The organism is Inquilinus ginsengisoli, assembly GCF_050434925.1.
GTDB classification, from domain to species: Bacteria; Pseudomonadota; Alphaproteobacteria; order DSM-16000; family Inquilinaceae; genus Inquilinus; species Inquilinus ginsengisoli_B.
On the sequence record NZ_JBNDJK010000001.1, the window covers coordinates 5,562,201 to 5,578,365 of the forward strand.

15 protein-coding genes are annotated in these 16,165 nt (G+C 69.3%); 14 read left to right on the forward strand and 1 reads right to left on the reverse strand.

All coding sequences use genetic code 11. From position 1 onward, the window contains the following. Nucleotides 1-2: 2 nt before the first annotated feature. From rpsR to QFZ27_RS26620, 14 genes are all read left to right on the forward strand, one after another. Nucleotides 3-233 carry a 30S ribosomal protein S18 gene (gene rpsR / locus QFZ27_RS26555; protein WP_306770208.1) on the forward strand — a complete coding sequence of 77 codons (231 nt, stop codon included), beginning with the start codon at nt 3-5 and terminating at the stop codon, nt 231-233. 14 nt (nt 234-247) lie between these two features. Next, complete coding sequence (gene rplI, locus QFZ27_RS26560) at nt 248-832, forward strand: 50S ribosomal protein L9 (RefSeq protein ID WP_429229467.1); 585 nt, start codon at nt 248-250, stop codon at nt 830-832. Between the two features lie 170 nt (nt 833-1,002). Next, a complete protein-coding gene (gene mprF / locus QFZ27_RS26565) occupies nt 1,003-3,636 on the forward strand; it encodes a bifunctional lysylphosphatidylglycerol flippase/synthetase MprF (protein ID WP_429229468.1) in 2,634 nt (877 codons plus the stop codon). Further along, nucleotides 3,633-5,072 carry a virulence factor family protein gene (locus QFZ27_RS26570; RefSeq protein ID WP_429229469.1) on the forward strand — a complete coding sequence of 480 codons (1,440 nt, stop codon included), beginning with the start codon at nt 3,633-3,635 and terminating at the stop codon, nt 5,070-5,072. Before mprF ends, QFZ27_RS26570 begins: the two co-directional genes overlap by 4 nt. A 115-nt stretch (nt 5,073-5,187) precedes the next feature. Next, the gene (locus QFZ27_RS26575) at nt 5,188-6,675 is read left to right on the forward strand and encodes a replicative DNA helicase (RefSeq protein ID WP_429229470.1); all 1,488 of its coding nucleotides are present in this window, start codon (nt 5,188-5,190) and stop codon (nt 6,673-6,675) included. Next, nucleotides 6,665-7,933 (forward strand): alanine racemase, encoded by a 1,269-nt coding sequence (locus tag QFZ27_RS26580; RefSeq protein ID WP_429229471.1) that lies wholly within the window; start codon nt 6,665-6,667, stop codon nt 7,931-7,933. Before QFZ27_RS26575 ends, QFZ27_RS26580 begins: the two co-directional genes overlap by 11 nt. Beyond that, nucleotides 7,930-8,700: an MlaE family ABC transporter permease gene (locus QFZ27_RS26585; RefSeq protein ID WP_429229472.1), complete on the forward strand. Its 771-nt coding sequence runs from the start codon at nt 7,930-7,932 to the stop codon at nt 8,698-8,700. The genes QFZ27_RS26580 and QFZ27_RS26585 overlap by 4 nt, the downstream gene beginning before the upstream one ends. Then, nucleotides 8,697-9,476, forward strand: a complete 780-nt coding sequence (locus QFZ27_RS26590) for an ABC transporter ATP-binding protein (RefSeq protein WP_429229473.1) — start codon at nt 8,697-8,699, stop codon at nt 9,474-9,476. Before QFZ27_RS26585 ends, QFZ27_RS26590 begins: the two co-directional genes overlap by 4 nt. A gap of 14 nt (nt 9,477-9,490) precedes the next feature. After that, nucleotides 9,491-10,927, forward strand: a complete 1,437-nt coding sequence (gene radA, locus QFZ27_RS26595; protein ID WP_429229474.1) for a DNA repair protein RadA — start codon at nt 9,491-9,493, stop codon at nt 10,925-10,927. Further along, nucleotides 10,905-11,645: a CvpA family protein gene (locus QFZ27_RS26600; protein ID WP_429229475.1), complete on the forward strand. Its 741-nt coding sequence runs from the start codon at nt 10,905-10,907 to the stop codon at nt 11,643-11,645. Before radA ends, QFZ27_RS26600 begins: the two co-directional genes overlap by 23 nt. A gap of 83 nt (nt 11,646-11,728) precedes the next feature. Further along, entirely contained in the window at nt 11,729-13,195 is a 1,467-nt protein-coding gene (purF, locus tag QFZ27_RS26605; RefSeq protein WP_429229476.1) for an amidophosphoribosyltransferase, read from the forward strand. 4 nt (nt 13,196-13,199) lie between these two features. Then, entirely contained in the window at nt 13,200-13,919 is a 720-nt protein-coding gene (locus QFZ27_RS26610; RefSeq protein WP_429229477.1) for an SDR family NAD(P)-dependent oxidoreductase, read from the forward strand. 88 nt (nt 13,920-14,007) lie between these two features. Further along, on the forward strand, nt 14,008-14,529 hold the full coding sequence (locus QFZ27_RS26615) for a hypothetical protein (RefSeq protein WP_429229478.1): 522 nt from the start codon (nt 14,008-14,010) through the stop codon (nt 14,527-14,529). After that, nucleotides 14,529-14,951 carry a hypothetical protein gene (locus QFZ27_RS26620; RefSeq protein ID WP_429229479.1) on the forward strand — a complete coding sequence of 141 codons (423 nt, stop codon included), beginning with the start codon at nt 14,529-14,531 and terminating at the stop codon, nt 14,949-14,951. Before QFZ27_RS26615 ends, QFZ27_RS26620 begins: the two co-directional genes overlap by 1 nt. 7 nt (nt 14,952-14,958) lie before the next feature. On the opposite strand, the gene QFZ27_RS26625 is transcribed toward QFZ27_RS26620, so the two are convergent. After that, a complete protein-coding gene (locus QFZ27_RS26625) occupies nt 14,959-16,137 on the reverse strand; it encodes an alpha/beta hydrolase-fold protein (RefSeq protein ID WP_429229480.1) in 1,179 nt (392 codons plus the stop codon). Nucleotides 16,138-16,165: the final 28 nt, after the last annotated feature.

Here is a 16,165-nt window from a genome sequence, read left to right on the forward strand (position 1 = left end):
CGATGGGTGCACGCCGTCCGTTCTTCCGCCGCCGGAAGACCTGCCCGTTCTCCGGCGCCAACGCGCCGAAGATCGACTACAAGGACACCAAGCTGCTGGGCCGGTTCATCTCCGAGCGCGGCAAGATCGTCCCGAGCCGCATCACCGCGGTCTCGGCCAAGAAGCAGCGTGAGCTGGCCCGCGCCATCAAGCGCGCGCGCTTCCTCGGCCTCCTGCCCTACATCGTGAAGTAAGGGGAGGATCAGCCATGGAAATCATCCTGCTGGAGCGGGTCGAGAAACTCGGCCAGATCGGCGACGTGGTGAAGGTGAAGCCCGGCTTCGCCCGCAACTACCTCCTGCCTCAGAAGAAGGCGCTGCGCGCGACCAAGGCCAACCTGGCCGTGTTCGAGAAGCAGCGGATTCAGATCGAGGCCAACAACCTCGAGGCCAAGGCCGAGGCCGAGAAGGTCGCGGGCCGGATGGACGATGTGCAGATCGTCATCATCCGCCAGGCCGGCGACACCGGCCAGCTCTACGGCTCGGTGTCGGCTCGTGACATCGCCGAAGCCCTGACCGAGGCGGGCTACACCGTCTCTCGCGGCCAGGTCGCGATCGAGCAGCCGATCAAGACCCTGGGCCTGGAGAAGATCCGGATCCGGCTGCACCCCGAGGTCAGCGTCATCGTTACCGTGAACGTCGCCCGCTCGGCCGAAGAGGCCGAGATGCAGCGTCAGCGCGGCGGCATGGTCGTCGCCTCGGTCCTCGAAGAGGAAGAAGCGGCGGCTGAAGCCGCTGCCGAGGCCGCCTTCGCCGAGGCCGAAGCCGAGACCACCGAGGGCGAGCCGGCCTAACCAGCCCGGTTCGTTCTGTATCGAAAAGGCGCGGACCTTCGGGTCCGCGCTTTTTTTTGTTGGGGAGCGCCACCCGCCCAACCTGAACAACAGGTTGCAAACTCTTAACGTGATCCGGAGCCTGGGCGGGATTAGCGTCCGGCCGATCCGGTCCAATCGAGTTCCCCTCCATGTCCACGGCACAGCCGCAGGCGGTTTCCATTCCGACTGCCGACGCGGCCGCCGTCACCGGCGGCCTGACCCTTCGACCCATGCACCAGCGCCTGAAGCCGGCCCTGCTGACCATCGTCACCCTGCTGCTGTTCGCCGGCGCCGCCTATGCGATCCGGCAGGAGCTGGCGACGATGAGCTGGCACGACCTGATCGCCCGCATCCGCGCCTTGCCCTGGACCTCGGTCGGCTTGGCCCTCATGGGCACGATCGGCAGCTTCATCGCCCTGATGGGCTATGACTGGTCGGCGCTGCGCTATGTCGGCGCCCGGGTGCCGCTGCGGACCATGGCGCTGGCCAGCTTCTGCGGCTACGCCGTCGGCAACACCATCGGCGGCCTGATCACCGCCAGCTCGGTGCGCTACCGGGTCTACACCGCGACCGGGCTGGAGTTCGGAGACATCGCCAAGGTCGCCGGCTTCTGCGCCCTCGCCTTCGGCTTCGGCATCGCCACCGTCGGCGCCGCGGGGATGCTGCTGCAGCCGCATCTGCTGACCCGCGCGCTCGGCATCCACAGCGGCTGGAGCACCGCCGTGGCCGGCATCGTCCTGGCCGGCGCCGCTTTGTTCCTGCTGCTCTGCGCCCTTCGCCGGCCCGGCCAGCCCTTCCTGGGCCGGGTCCCGCTGCCCAGCTTCGGCATCGCCGCCGGCCAGCTGGTGATCTCGACGGTCGAGCTGCTGTTCGCCGGCTTCGCCTTCTGGGTCCTGCTGCCGCATGGCAGCGTGCCGTTCGGCGCCTTCTTCGTCGTGTTCGTCGTCGCCACCGTGGCCGGCATCCTCAGCCACGTGCCGGGGGGCGTCGGCGTGTTCGAATCGGTAATGCTGCTCGGCCTCGGCTCGGTGCTGCCGCCGCAGGCCATCGCCGCGGCGCTGGTGGTCTACCGCGCGGTCTACTTCCTGATCCCGGTGATCCTGGCCGTCAGCATCCTCGCCAGCGCCGAGACGGCACGCGGGCTGCGCCGGCTGCAGAGCCACGCCCCGACCCGGCTGACACTCGACGTCGCCGGCCGGCTGATGCCGTCGGTGATGGCGGCGCTGATCTTCGTCGTCGGCACACTGCTGCTGATCTCGGCCGCCACGCCGACGCTGAAGAGCCGCATCGAGATCCTGGAAGATCTGCCGATCGCCGTGGTCGAGCTGTCGCACATCCTGGCCGCTGTGACCGGTCTGGCGCTGCTGGTCGTCGCCTGGGGCCTGTTCCGGCGGCTGATCGCGGCTTATTGGCTGACCCTGCTGCTGCTCGCGGTCAGCGCCGTGCTGGCCTTGGGCAAGGGCTTCGCCTGGCGCGAGGCGCTGCTGCTGCTGCTGTGCCTGGTCATCATGCTGCCCTGCCGGGAGGAGTTCTGGCGCCGCTCCGCCCTGTTCGACCAGCCGATGACCCCGGGCTGGCTGGTCGCGGTCGGCGGCGTCGTCGGCGGCATGGCCTGGCTGACCTTCTTCTCCTTCCGCCACGTCGCCTATGCCAACGACCTGTGGTGGACCTTCGAGGTCCATGAGGAAGCGTCGCGCGCCCTGCGCGCCATGGTCGCGGTCAGCCTGCTGGCCACGCTGTACGGCCTGTGGCACCTGGTCCGGGCCCATCACGGCCGGATGACGGCGCCGACCGAGGCCGAGCTACACCAGGCCGAGCAGATCCTGCGGCAGCAGCCCCGCGCCGAGGCCAACCTGGTGCGCATGGGCGACAAGGCGCTGCTGTTCTCGGACAGCGGCCGCGCCTTCCTGATGTACGCCATCCAGGGCCGGACCTGGGCCGCGCTGGGCGATCCGGTCGGCGCGCGCGAGGACTGGCCGGAGCTGATCTGGCGCTTCCGCGAGATGACCGAGGCCACCAGCGGCCGCCCGGCCTATTACGGCGTCCGGGCCGAGACCCTGCCGCTCTATCTCGACACCGGCATGACCCTGTCGAAGCTGGGCGAGGAGGCGCGGGTGCCGCTGCGCGCCTTCACGCTGGAGGGTGGCAGCCGCAAGAAGGCGCTGCGCTACGCGCTGTCGCGCGGCGAGAAGGACGGGCTGACCTTCGAGATGGTTCCGGCCGGCTCCGGCGTGGGGCTGATCAGCGAGCTCGCCGCCGTCTCCGACGACTGGCTGCACAAGCAGGCGGCAAAGGAAAAGCGGTTCTCGCTCGGCGCCTTCATCCCCGACTACGTCCACGGCTCGCCCACGGCCCTGGTGCGCGAGAACGGCCGGCTGGTGGCCTTCGCCACGCTGATGGTGACCGACGAGAAGAGCGAGGTCGCCATCGACCTGATGCGCCATACCGAGGCGAACTCCAAGCTGGTGATGGAGTTCCTGATCACGAAGCTGATCGTGCATTTCAAGAATCAGGGCTATGAGACGCTGAGTCTCGGCATGGCGCCGCTGTCGGGGCTGGAGAGCCACCCGCTGGCCCCGCTGTGGCACCGCATCGGCCGCTTCGTCTACCGCAGCGGCGCGCGCTTCTACAACTTCGAGGGGCTGCGCACCTTCAAGCAGAAATACGACCCGGTGTGGGAGCCGCGCTACCTGGCGACGCCGAGCGGCCTGGCCCCGGCCCTGGCCATCTCGGACATCGCGGCGCTGATCGGCGGCGGGATCAAGGGGCTGGTGGCACGATGAAACGGACCTCCTGGCTGGTCGCCGCCGGGCTGGCGGTGACGGCCGGGGTCGCCCTGGCCGCCGCGGCCTGGCTGATCCCCGACCAGCGCGCCTCGGCCGCGCCGACGCGCAGCTATGACGGCGGCACCCTCGGCTCGGTCCGGCTGTGGCAGCCGGAGGGGCAGCCGGGCTCCATGGTGTTCCTGCTGTCGGACGATACCGGCTGGACTCCGGAGTTCGACGCGGCGGCGCAGCAGTTGCAGGGCAGCGGCGCCTTCGTCGTCGGCGTCGACCTTAAGAGCTATCTCGACGGGCTGGAGCACAGCGACGACGAGGACTGCCACTCCCCGGCCGGCGATTTCGAGGATCTGAGCCAGCGGCTCGAGCGCGAGTTCAAATTCGCCGCCTACCACGCCCCGGTCGTCGTCGGGCGGGGCGAGGGCGCGACCGTGGCCTATGGCGCGGTGGCCCAGGCGGCGGCCAAGACCACGATCGCGGGCGGCGCCAGCATCGGCTCGCTGCCGCCGCTGAAGACCAAGCTGCCGCTGTGCTCCGGCCCGGCCGACACGCCGGTGGCGACGGCGGCCCCGGGCGGCGGCTTCACCTATGGGCCGCAGCCGCACATCCCCGGCTGGTGGCGCATCGGCCTGCAGCAGCCGGATGCGGCCGCGAGCGACCTTGCCGCGGCCTCGGGCGGCGAGGTGGTGACCCTGCCGCAGGATGCGCCGCTGGCCGACCAGGTCGTGGCGATGCTGCATCAGGACGCGCCGGCGGATGCCGACGCCTCCGCCGTCAGCAGCCTGCCGCTGGAGGAGTTGCAGGCGTCCGGCCCCTCGCCCACCCTGGCGATCATCTATTCCGGCGATGGCGGTTGGCAGGATCTCGACAAGACCATCGGCGAAGCTCTTCAGAGCAAAGGGGTTTCCGTCGTCGGCGTCGACAGCCTGCGCTATTTCTGGAGCCAGCAGACGCCGGAACAGACGGCCAAGGACCTGGCCCATATCATCGACCATTACGGCAAGGCCTGGGGCGCCCAGCGCGTGATCCTGGTCGGCTATTCCTTCGGCGCCAATATCCTGCCCTTCGCCTACAACCGGCTGCCGGCGACGGAGAAGGCGAAGGTCGACCAGATCAGTCTGCTGGGCCTGGCCGAGCGGACTGATTTCGAGATCCGGGTCACCGGCTGGCTCGGCGTCAGCGCCGATGACGACGCGCCGCCGGTGGCGCCGGAGCTGAAGTCGATCGACCCGGCCCGGATCCAGTGCTTCTACGGCGAGGAGGAGGACGACACCGTCTGCCCAACCCCCGCCATGGCCGGCGCCGAGGTGATCAAGACCACCGGCGGGCACCATTTCGACGGCGATTACGACAGCCTCGCGCAGGTCATCATGGACGGCGCCGCAATGCGTCAGAAGACGGCCCTTTCGCCTGCTGCTACCAAGCCAGCAAGTCCTTGATCTATCAACTTTAATCCTGTTGCCCACAGATCCGTCCACATTTGATCCCGCTATCCACAGCGGAAGGTCTCGGTGGTTATGGCGGTGCCATGCCCGGCTGCGGTAGGTTGGGCCGATGGAGAAGTTCCGCCCCGAATCCCCCCTCACCCTCGTTCACAGCGCCGACCAGACGGCGAGCCCGACATACCGGCGCATGCCGGCGAACGAGGAGGCCGAACAGGCACTGCTCGGCGCCATCCTGGCCAACAACGCCGCGCTGGAGAAGGCATCGGACTTCCTGCGGCCGGAGCATTTCTATGTCCCGGCGCATGGTCGGATCTATGGCGCGGCGCTGCGACTCGCGGAGCAGAACCGGATCGCCGACCCGATCAGCCTGAAGCAGTATTTCGAGACCGACAACGAGCTGGAGGGCGTCGGCGGCGCCCAGTACCTGACCGACTTGGCGGCCAGCGTCGTCTCGGTGATGAACGCCGAGGACTACGCCCAGACGATCTACGACCTGTCGCTGCGGCGCCAGTTGATCCTCGCCGGCGAGGAGATCGTCAACGACGCCTACAAGCTCGAAAACGAGATGGACGGCCCGGCCCAGATCCAGGAGGGCGAGGAGAAGCTGTACCGGCTGTCCAGCTCGGGCGTGCTGCGCAAGGATTTCGAGCCCTTCGGCGACGTCCTGGCGCGCGCGGTCGACGCCGCCGGCAAGGCGCTGGAGCGCGACACGCCGCTAACCGGCGTGACCACCGGCCTGGCCGAGATCGACAAGATGATGGGCGGCATGCAGCCCTCGGACCTGATCGTCCTGGCCGGCCGGCCGGGCATGGGCAAGACGGCGCTGGCCACCAACATGGCCTTCAACGCCGCCACCGCCTATCTGCGCAAGAACGGCAAGGAAGGTGCCGTGGTCGGCTTCTTCTCGATGGAAATGTCGGCCGATCAGCTCGCCGTCCGTATCCTGTCCGAGGTCGCCGAGATCGCCTCGGAACGGATCCGCAAGGGCGACATGAAGCGGTCCGACTTCCCGCGCGTGGTCGAGGCGGCAAACCTGATTCGGCAGACGCCGTTCTTCATCGACGACACCGCCGGCGTTTCGATCAGTACCTTAAGAACGCGCGCCATGCGCCTGAAGCGGCAGCATAATCTCGGCATGCTGGTGGTCGACTACATCCAGCTGATGAGCGCCGGGTCAACCAAGAAGAACGAGAACCGGGTGCAGGAGATCTCCGAGATCACCCGCGGCCTGAAGATCCTGGCCAAGGACCTCAGCATCCCGGTGATCGCCCTGTCCCAGCTGTCGCGCCAGGTCGAGAACCGCGAGGACAAGCGGCCGCAGCTGTCGGACCTGCGCGAATCCGGCTCGATCGAGCAGGACGCCGACGTCGTCATGTTCGTCTATCGCGAGGCCTATTACCTGTCGAAGGGCGAGCCGCCCGAGGGCACGCCGGAGCACCAGGACTGGATGGCGGCGATGGACCGGGTGCACAACGTGGCCGAGGTCATCGTCGCCAAGCAGCGCCACGGCCCGACCGGCACAAGGCGGCTGCATTTCGAAGGCCAGTACACCAAGTTCTCCAACTTGCAGTCCGATCCCAGCTTCGATGACCAGTGAGGTCGCGCTCGGCCGGGCCGGCGCCCTGCTGACCATCGACCTCGACGCCATCGCCGGGAACTGGCGCCGGCTCCAGGCGCTGGGCGGCCCGGCGGAATGCGGTGCCGTGCTCAAGGCCGATGCCTACGGCCTGGGCGCAGCCCCGGTCGGCCGGGCCCTGTTCGCCGCTGGCGCCCGCAGCTTCTTCGTCGCCCATCTCGAAGAGGGGATCGCACTCCGAGCAGCACTCACCAGTTCGCGTCGCCTCTCCCGCCTGGCGGGAGAGGTCGGGCGTCCGCAGGACGACCGGGTGAGGGCTGGCCCGGGCCTCGAAGAAGAACCCTCACCCGGAGCCGCTAACGCGTCTCCGACCTCTCCCGCAAGCGGGAGAGGCAACACAGAACCCGCTCCCCGCATCATCGTCCTCAACGGCCTGTTGCCGGGCTTGGCGGCCGACTACACGGCCCACGATCTGATCCCGGCCTTGAACGATCCGGGGGAGATCGCCGCCTGGGCCGGCCACGCCAGGACCCTCGGCTCCGCCCTGCCCGGCTTCGTCCATCTCGACAGCGGCATGAACCGGCTCGGCCTGATGCCGGAGGACCAGGAGCGGCTGGCCGCCGACCTGAGCGTCCTCGACGGCATCGGTCCGATCACCTGGATGACCCACCTCGCCTGCGCCGAGGAAACGCAAAGCCCGATGAGTCGGGCCCAGCTCGACCGCTTCCGCCGGGCTGTGACGCCGCTGCCGCAGGCGCCGGTCAGCATCGCCAACTCCTCCGGCATCTTCCTCGGCTCGGACTTCCATGGCGACCTGACCCGCCCGGGCGCCGCGCTGTACGGTATCAACCCCACGCCGGGGCGGCCGAATCCGATGGCCGATGTGGTGCGGCTCGAGGCCCGGATCCTGCAGATCCGCCGCGTTGACACCCCCATGACCGTTGGATACGGTGCCGCCCACCGCGTGGAGGGTCCGGCCAGGCTCGCGACGATCGCCGTGGGCTATGCCGACGGGGTTCCGCGAGCGGCGAGTGGTCGCGGCGCCGTGCGCATCGCAGGCTTCACCGCGCCGATCACCGGCCGCATCTCGATGGATCTGATCACGGTGGACGTGACCCACATTCCCGAACCGCTGGTCACGCCCGGCGCGCTGGCCGAGATCATCGGCCCGGAGCTGCCGCCCGACCAGTTGGGCGAGAGCGCCGGCACCATTGGCTACGAGATCCTGACCCGCCTCGGCCGGCGCTATGCACGGCGCTATCTCGGCGGGGCCGAATGAACTTCCTCGCCGCGATCGGCCGCACCTTCCTCGCCTTCCTGGCCGCCGTCGGCCGCATCGCCCTGTTCGCCGGGACCGCGCTGGCGCAGTGCCTGCGGCCGCCTTTGTATCCTCGGCTGTACCTGCGCCAGATCGTCGATATCGGCTACTACTCGCTGCCGGTGGTCGGGCTGACGGCGCTGTTCACCGGCATGGTGCTGGCGCTGCAGACCCAGGCGGGCTTCGCCCGCTTCGGCGCTGGAGGATTCGGCGCCAGCGTCGTCCTGTTGTCGGTGGTGCGCGAGCTGGGGCCGGTCCTGGCCGGGCTGATGGTTGCCGGCCGCATCGGCGCCTCCATGGCCGCCGAGATCGGCACCATGCGGGTGACCGAACAGATCGACGCCCTCAGCACCCTGTCGACCAACCCGTACAAATACCTGGTGGCGCCACGGCTTATCGCCGGCCTGCTGATGCTGCCCTGCCTGGTGATCGTGGCCAACATCATCGGCGTGTTCGGCGGCTTCCTGATCAGCGTCTACCGGCTGGGCGACAATCCCTCGGCCTATATGGCGGCGACCTGGCAGGCCCTCGAGGTCGAGGACATCGTGCTCAGCCTGGTCAAGGCCGCGGTGTTCGGCTTCGTCGTGGCGCTGATGGGCAGCTATCACGGCTACAATTCGCGCGGCGGCGCGCAGGGCGTCGGCGCGGCCACCACCAACGCGGTGGTCTCCTCGTCGATCCTGATCCTGCTGCTCGATTTCGTGATCACCGGTCTGTTCGTATCATGACGCCCGCCACCCCCAAGATCCGCATCGAAGGCGTGCACAAGGGCTTCGGCCCGAAGCAGGTGCTGCGCGGCATCGACCTGGAGATCGCGTCCGGCGAATCCCTGGTCGTGATCGGCGGCTCCGGCACCGGCAAGTCGGTGCTGCTGAAGTCGATCCTGGGCCTGATCCGCCCGGATCGCGGCCGGATCCTGGTCGACGGCGCCGACACCATCCGGCTGTCCGGCACTGACCGGGTCGACCTGATGAAGCGCTTCGGCATGCTGTTCCAGGGCGCCGCCCTGTTCGACAGCCTGGAGGTCTGGGAGAATGTGGCCTTCGGCCTGATCCAGGGCCGCGGCGAATCCCGCAAGCGGGCCAAGGAGATCGCGGTCGACAAGCTGGCCCAGGTCGGCCTCGGCCCCGAGGTCGCCACGCTCTATCCGGCCGAGCTGTCGGGCGGTATGCAAAAGCGCGTCGGCCTGGCCCGCGCCATCGCGGCCGAGCCGGAGATCATCTTCTTCGACGAGCCGACCACCGGCCTCGACCCGATCATGGCCGACGTGATCAACGACCTGATCGTGAAATGCCGCCGCGATTTGGGCGCCACCACCCTGTCGATCACGCACGACATGGCCAGCGCCCGCAAGATCGCCGACCGCATCGCCATGATCTATGAAGGCCGGATCATCTGGGCCGGGCCGGCGGCGCAGGTGGATGATTCCGGCAACGCCTATGTCGACCAGTTCGTGCACGGCCGCGCGGACGGGCCAATCCAGATGCAGGTCCGGGTTTCCTGACGTAGGGTTCGCCCATGGCGAAGAACGCGACCCGCTACATCTGCCAGAACTGCGGCGCCAGCTATTCGCGCTGGGCAGGGCGCTGCGATTCCTGCGGCGAGTGGAACACCCTGGTCGAGGAAGTCGTCGAGGCCGCGCCGAAGGCGTTCGGCGGGGCCAAGGCCGGCGGCGGCCGCGCCGTCGCCTTCACCGACCTGGCCGCCGCCACGATCGACGAGCCGCGCTGGCGCAGCGGCAATGACGAGTTCGATCGGGTCTGCGGCGGCGGCATCGTCGCCGGCTCGGCCATCCTGATCGGCGGCGATCCCGGCATCGGCAAGTCGACCCTGCTGCTGCAGGTGCTGTGCCGCCTGGCCGGCGGCATCGAATGCGCCTATGTCTCGGGCGAGGAGGCGGTCGACCAGATCCGGATGCGGGCCCGGCGCCTGGGCCTGGCCGACGCGCCGGTCCGCCTCGCCGCCTCGTCCAACGTCCGTGACATCATCGCCGCCATGGACCGGCCGGACGGGCCGAAGATCGTGGTGATCGATTCGATCCAGACCATGTTCCTGGAGGCGCTGGAGAGCGCGCCGGGCACTGTAGCCCAGGTCCGCGCCTCCGCCGCCGAGCTGATCCGCCATGCCAAGCGCCGCGGCACGGCGCTGCTGATCGTCGGCCATGTCACCAAGGACGGCGCCATCGCCGGCCCACGCGTGCTCGAGCACATGGTCGACACCGTGCTGTATTTCGAGGGCGAGCGCGGCCACCAGTTCCGCATCCTGCGCGCGGTGAAGAACCGCTTCGGCGCCACCGACGAGATCGGCGTGTTCGAGATGACGGATGTCGGCCTGGCCGAGGTGAGCAACCCGTCCGAGCTGTTCCTGGCCGACCGCAGCGGCGATGTCTCCGGCGCCGCCGTCTTCGCCGGGCTCGAAGGCACCCGGCCGGTGCTGGTCGAGATCCAGGCCCTGGTCGCGCCCTCGTCGCTCGGCACCCCGCGCCGCGCCGTGGTCGGCTGGGACAGCGCCCGGCTGGCCATGGTGCTGGCGGTACTGGAGGCGCGCTGCGGCGTCGCCATCGGCATGAACGACGTCTACCTCAACGTCGCCGGCGGCCTGCGCATCGCCGAGCCGGCGGCCGACCTGGCGGTGGCGGCCGCCCTGCTGTCCTCCCTCACCGGCGTGCCGGTACCGCGCGACACGGTGGTGTTCGGCGAGATCGGCCTGTCCGGCGAGATCCGCGCCGTGGGCCAGGGTGACGCACGGCTGAAGGAAGCGGCGAAGCTTGGATTCGCCGCCGCGATCGTGCCACAAGGTCACCCGAAGCGGGGCCGCGCCGCCAGCCGTGAGGCATCGCCGATCGAACGGCGCAGCATCGCCCGGCTGGAGGAGCTGGTGGCCCTGTTCAGCACCGACGGGCGCGGCGCGTCAGCAGGCCGCCGCAGGAGTCTTGAGGAGACCGATCCTGGATAGCCTTCCCATCGCCGCCGGCGACATCGCGATCCTGATCATCCTCGCCATCTCCGCCTTCCTGGCGCTGGCGCGCGGTTTCGTGGCCGAGGTGCTGTCGATCGCCGGCTGGCTCGGCGCGGCGCTGGTGACGCTGTGGACCTTCAACGACGCCCGGCCCTATCTGCGCCAGTACATCGAGATGCAACTGCTGGCCGACATCCTGACCGGGGTCGCCATCTTCGTCGTGGCGCTGGTGATCTTCTCCACCATCAGCCACCTGATCGCCCGGGTGGTGAAGGGCTCGGCGCTCAGCGCCGTCGACCGCTCGCTCGGCTTCGTGTTCGGCGTGGTCCGCGGCGCCGTGCTGGTCTGCCTGGCCTATCTGCTGCTGACCTGGGTGTTCCCCGAGACCCGGCGGCCGCCCTGGCTGGAGAACGCCCGGATGCTGCCCTGGGTGCAGGCCGGCGCCGAATACCTGAAGAGCCTGGTGCCGCAGGAGGCATTGGCCGGCGCGATCGACAAAGCCAAGCAGGAGGCTCCGGCCCTGGCGCCGCAGATCGCCGACCCGATCGGCAGCCTGCTGAACCAGAACAAGGCCCCCGCTCAGCCGCAACCGACCCAGCCTCAGCCGGCTCAGCCGCCCGCTCCGGCGCCGGCCCCGCCCGGCATCACCCCGACACACCCGACGCAGACGCATCCGGCCCCCCCGTCGAACGCGGGTGCAACCGGTGGCGGTTGACACTATATAGGCGCCAGACGTTGTAAGTGGCGCCGGGCCGACTGGCGCCGATGGCGCCCAGGATCAGGAGCCCTCGCGGCCACATGCTGACGACAGATCCCTTCGACCTCTACGGCGACACGCTCCGTGAGGAGTGCGGCATCTTCGGCATTATCGGGCACCCCGAGGCCGCCGCGATGACCGCGCTGGGGCTGCACGCGCTGCAGCATCGCGGCCAGGAGGCCTGCGGCATCGTCTCCCATGACGGCGAGCAGTTCTACGTCCACCGCGCCAACGGCCTGGTCGGCGACGCCTTCTCGTCTCAGGCGGTGGTCGGCCAGCTCAAGGGCAATGCCGCGATCGGCCATGACCGCTATGCCACCACCGGCGGCGCGGGGCTGCGCAACGTCCAGCCGCTGTTCGCGGATTTCGAGTTCGGCGGCTTCGCCATCTCGCACAACGGCAACCTGACCAATGCCGGACGCCTGCGGCACCAGCTGGTCAGCCGCGGCTGCCTGTTCCAGTCGACCTCGGATACCGAGGTGTTCCTGCACCTGATGGCGACCGCCCGCGGCGGCAACGTGATCGACCGGCTGGTCGAAGCGATGCGCCAGGTCGAGGGTGCCTATTCGCTGATCGCCCTGTCGTCCGAGCATGTCATCGGCATCCGCGACCCGATGGGGTTCCGCCCGATGGTGCTGGGCAAGCTGGAGACCGCGTCCGGCACCAGCCATGTGCTGGCGTCGGAGACCTGCGCGCTGGACATCATCGATGCCGAGTTCGTCCGCGACGTCGAGCCGGGCGAGATGGTGGTGCTGAGCGCCGACGGCGTGACCAGCATCAAGCCGTTCCAGCCGGCCGAGCGCCGCTTCTGCATCTTCGAGTACATCTACTTCGCCCGCCCCGACAGCGTGGTCGAGGGCTCCTCGGTCTACCAGGCGCGGCGGCGGATCGGTGCCGAGCTGGCGGTCGAATCGCCGGTCGAGGCCGACGTCATCATCCCGGTGCCGGATTCGGGCGTGCCGTCGGCCATCGGCTTCGCCGCCCAGAGCGGCGTGCCGTTCGAGCTCGGCATCATCCGCAACCACTATGTCGGCCGCACCTTCATCGAGCCGACCGACCAGATCCGCCATCTCGGCGTGCGCCTGAAGCACAACGCCAACCGGGCGATGATCGAGGGCCGCCGGGTGGTGCTGGTCGACGATTCGATCGTGCGCGGCACCACCAGCCAGAAGATCGTGAAGATGGTGCGTGCGGCCGGCGCCAAGGAGGTCCATATGCGGATCTCCAGCCCGCCGACCACCAACCCCTGCTTCTACGGCGTCGACACGCCGGAGAAGTCGAAGCTGCTGGCGCACAACTACTCGGTCGCGCAGATGGCCGAGCTGATCGGCGTCGACAGCTTGGCCTTCATCTCGATCGACGGGCTGTACCGCGCCATGGGCGCGCCGAAGCGGGCCGGCAACGCCCGCCAGTTCTGCGACGCCTGCTTCACCGGCGACTACCCGACGCCGCTGACCGACCATGCGGCGGCGCCGCGCCGCAGTTCCGCCCTCTCCGAGCGCGTCTGACCCGATGACCGGGGCTAAGAGGCCTTTGGAAGGCCGGATCGCGCTCATCACCGGTGCGTCGCGCGGCTTCGGCGCCGCGGTCGCGGTGCGGCTCGCCGCCGCCGGCGCGCACGTCGTCTGCGCCGCCCGCACCGTCGGCGGGTTGGAGCAGACCGACGACGCCATCAAATCCGCGGGCGGCAGCGCCACGCTGGTGCCGATGGACCTGTCGAAGTTCGAGCAGATCGACCTGCTCGGCGGCTCGCTGGCGCAGCGCTTCGGCAGGCTCGACCTGCTGGTCGCCAACGCCGCGATGCTCGGCCATCTCGGTCCGGTCGCCTACAGCGACGAGAAGGTTTGGGCCCGGGTGCTCGACCTCAACCTGAACGCCAATTACCGGCTGATCCGCTCGGTCGACCCGCTGCTGCGCGCCGCCGAGGCGCCGCGCGCGGTGTTCGTCACCGACCGTATTGCCCGCAGCGGCATCGCCTATTGGAGCGCCTACGCAGTGGCCAAGGCCGGGCTCGACACCCTGGCCGGCCTCTACGCGGCCGAGACGGCGAAGACGGAGCTGCGGGTGGCGCTGTTCCATCCTGGCCCGATGGCGACCCGGCTGCGCGAGCAGGGCTTCCCGGGCGAGGCCTCCGGCGCCCAGCCGGCACCCGATGCCGCCGCCGACCGCCTCCTCGCCCGGCTCGTGGCCGGGGACGGACTCACCCCCGGCAAGGTCGTGGACTGGGACTAGCGTCCGCGACCGGCGTCGCGAGACCCATAATCTCTTCACATTTGCGCTGAAGATTGTCCGCGGTTCCGTGGGGGGAGAGAACGGCGAGATGAGACGAACGACGATTGCGCTGGCCTTGGCCTTGGCGGCCGGCCCGGCGGGGGCGCAGGCCCTGTCCCAGGCCGAGATCCTGCAGCTGGCCAAGGATGCCTGCAAGGCGCAGGACTTCTCCCTGATGTTCGGCTATTTCGCCCAGAACGAGGGCGTGCGGGCCGCCCTCACCGCACCCGAGGTGCAGATCCGCAGCCTTGCCCGGCCGGGGCAGGTCCAGCGCACGCTCAAGGGCGCCGAGTATCGCGACTTCAAGATCGCGATGATCGACTACAGCTTCTTCGACGCCGAATCGGCCGATCGCTTCGACGCCGGGCAGTCCGAGGCGCTGGAATCCCTCAAGCTCGACATCACCGAGCAGCCCGGCGGTGCCTATCGCGTGGCCTATGTGAAGGCCGAATACGGGCCGCCCGGCGAGGACGAGGAATATGGCGATCTGATCCGCACTTACGGCCAGCCCGGCGCCTATCTGTTCGAGCCGCGCGATGGCTGCTGGCACCTGACCCAGGATTTCCGCTGATGCGCCGCCTGCTCCCTGCCCTGCTGCTCGCGACCGGCATCGCCGGTGCCGGCCCCGCCATCGCCGCCGACCCGGCCTGCCCGTCGACCGATCTCGACGCCTTCCTCAAGGCCTTCATCGACGATGTCGCCGTGCAGCGTGCCTTCACCGCGCAGCCGCTGCGGGACCAGTCTGTCGACAACACCGCGGAGCCCGAGCCGCGTCCCGTCACCCAGATGCTGTCCGGCGCCGCGCTGCACTTCCCGGTGATGCCGACCCGCAGCGAACGCGCCACGCTGGGCCTCGAGGCGCGCTGGCTGGAACGCGGCGAGCAGCGGGCGGTGCTGCGGCTGGTGAAGCCGGACACCGATCTGCAGCTGACCTATGTCTTTCGCAGGCAGGAGGGCTGGCAGCTCGTCGAGCGGCAGGACGACTCGCTCTGATCCTCGATCAGTCCCGGAAGATCTTCTGCAGGAAATCCGCCAGCGAGGGGCGCCATACCGCCATCTCGTGGTAGAGGCCGGGATACTCCTTGTAGTCGTAGCGGATGCCGGCGGCGTCGAGGTCCTTGCGCAGCCCGGCGATGTCCTTGCCGGTGATGGTGTCGTCGCTGCCGACCGTCACGGTGAAGCCGCGCAGGCTGGCGTTGACCTTGGCCGGGTCGGCGAGCGCCGCAGCGATGCCGGCCTCCGGCACGGTGGTCTGCGACACGCCGCTGAAGGTCGCCAGCCAGGCGAAGGTGCCGAGGTGGCCGAGACCGGACACCAGCGCCTGATAGCCGCCCTGCGACAGCCCGGCCAGCGCCCGCCCGGCCGCATCGGTGCGGACCCGGTAATGCGCCTCCATATACGGGATGATGTCGCCGATCAGCTCGCGGTCGGCCGCGGCTGCGTTCGCCGGATAGAAGGTCTGGCGCCGGGTCGCGCCCGGGAAGTCCTCCGGCACCGCGGCGGCGATGTCGGTCTCGGTGTCCGGGATCACCACGATCATCGGCACGATCTTCTTCTCGGCCAGCAGATTGTCGAGGATCTGCGGGGCCCGGCCCTGGGTGACCCAGGACCAGACCGTGTCGCCGAAGCCGTGATAGAGGTACAGCACCGGCAGCGGCGCCGAGCCGTCGCCATAGCCCGGCGGCGTCCACACCAGCATCTGCCGTTCGGAACCCAGCGCCGCGCTGGCCAGGGTCACGACCCGCAGGTCGCCATGCGGCACCGGCTTGGTGTCGACGATGCTGCCGGGCACCAGGATCAGGCTGGTGTTGACCTGGCGCTGCGGCTTCGGCGCGTTGGTTCCCGTATCGGTCGTGCGGAAGCCGTCGACGTTGAAATAGTATTCGTAGAGGTCGGGCGCGACCGGGCCGACCGCGACGGACCAGACGCCACGCCCGTCCGTCGTCATAGGCGTCGCCTTGACCTCGGTCGGGTCCATCGAGCCGAACATGACCGAGACCGCCTTCGCCTCCGGCGCGAACAGCCGGAAGGTGATGCGGCGGTCCGCCTCGACCCGGGTGACGAAGTCGCGCAGCGGCTTGTCGGTCGGCGGCAGGGCGGGAATGCCGGGATCGGCGGCCATCGACGGTGCTCCACTCAACGACAGAAGAACCGCGATCGAGGCGGCGAACTTGCGCATGGAGTCCCTCCCGAGTCTTTGGGCTGCG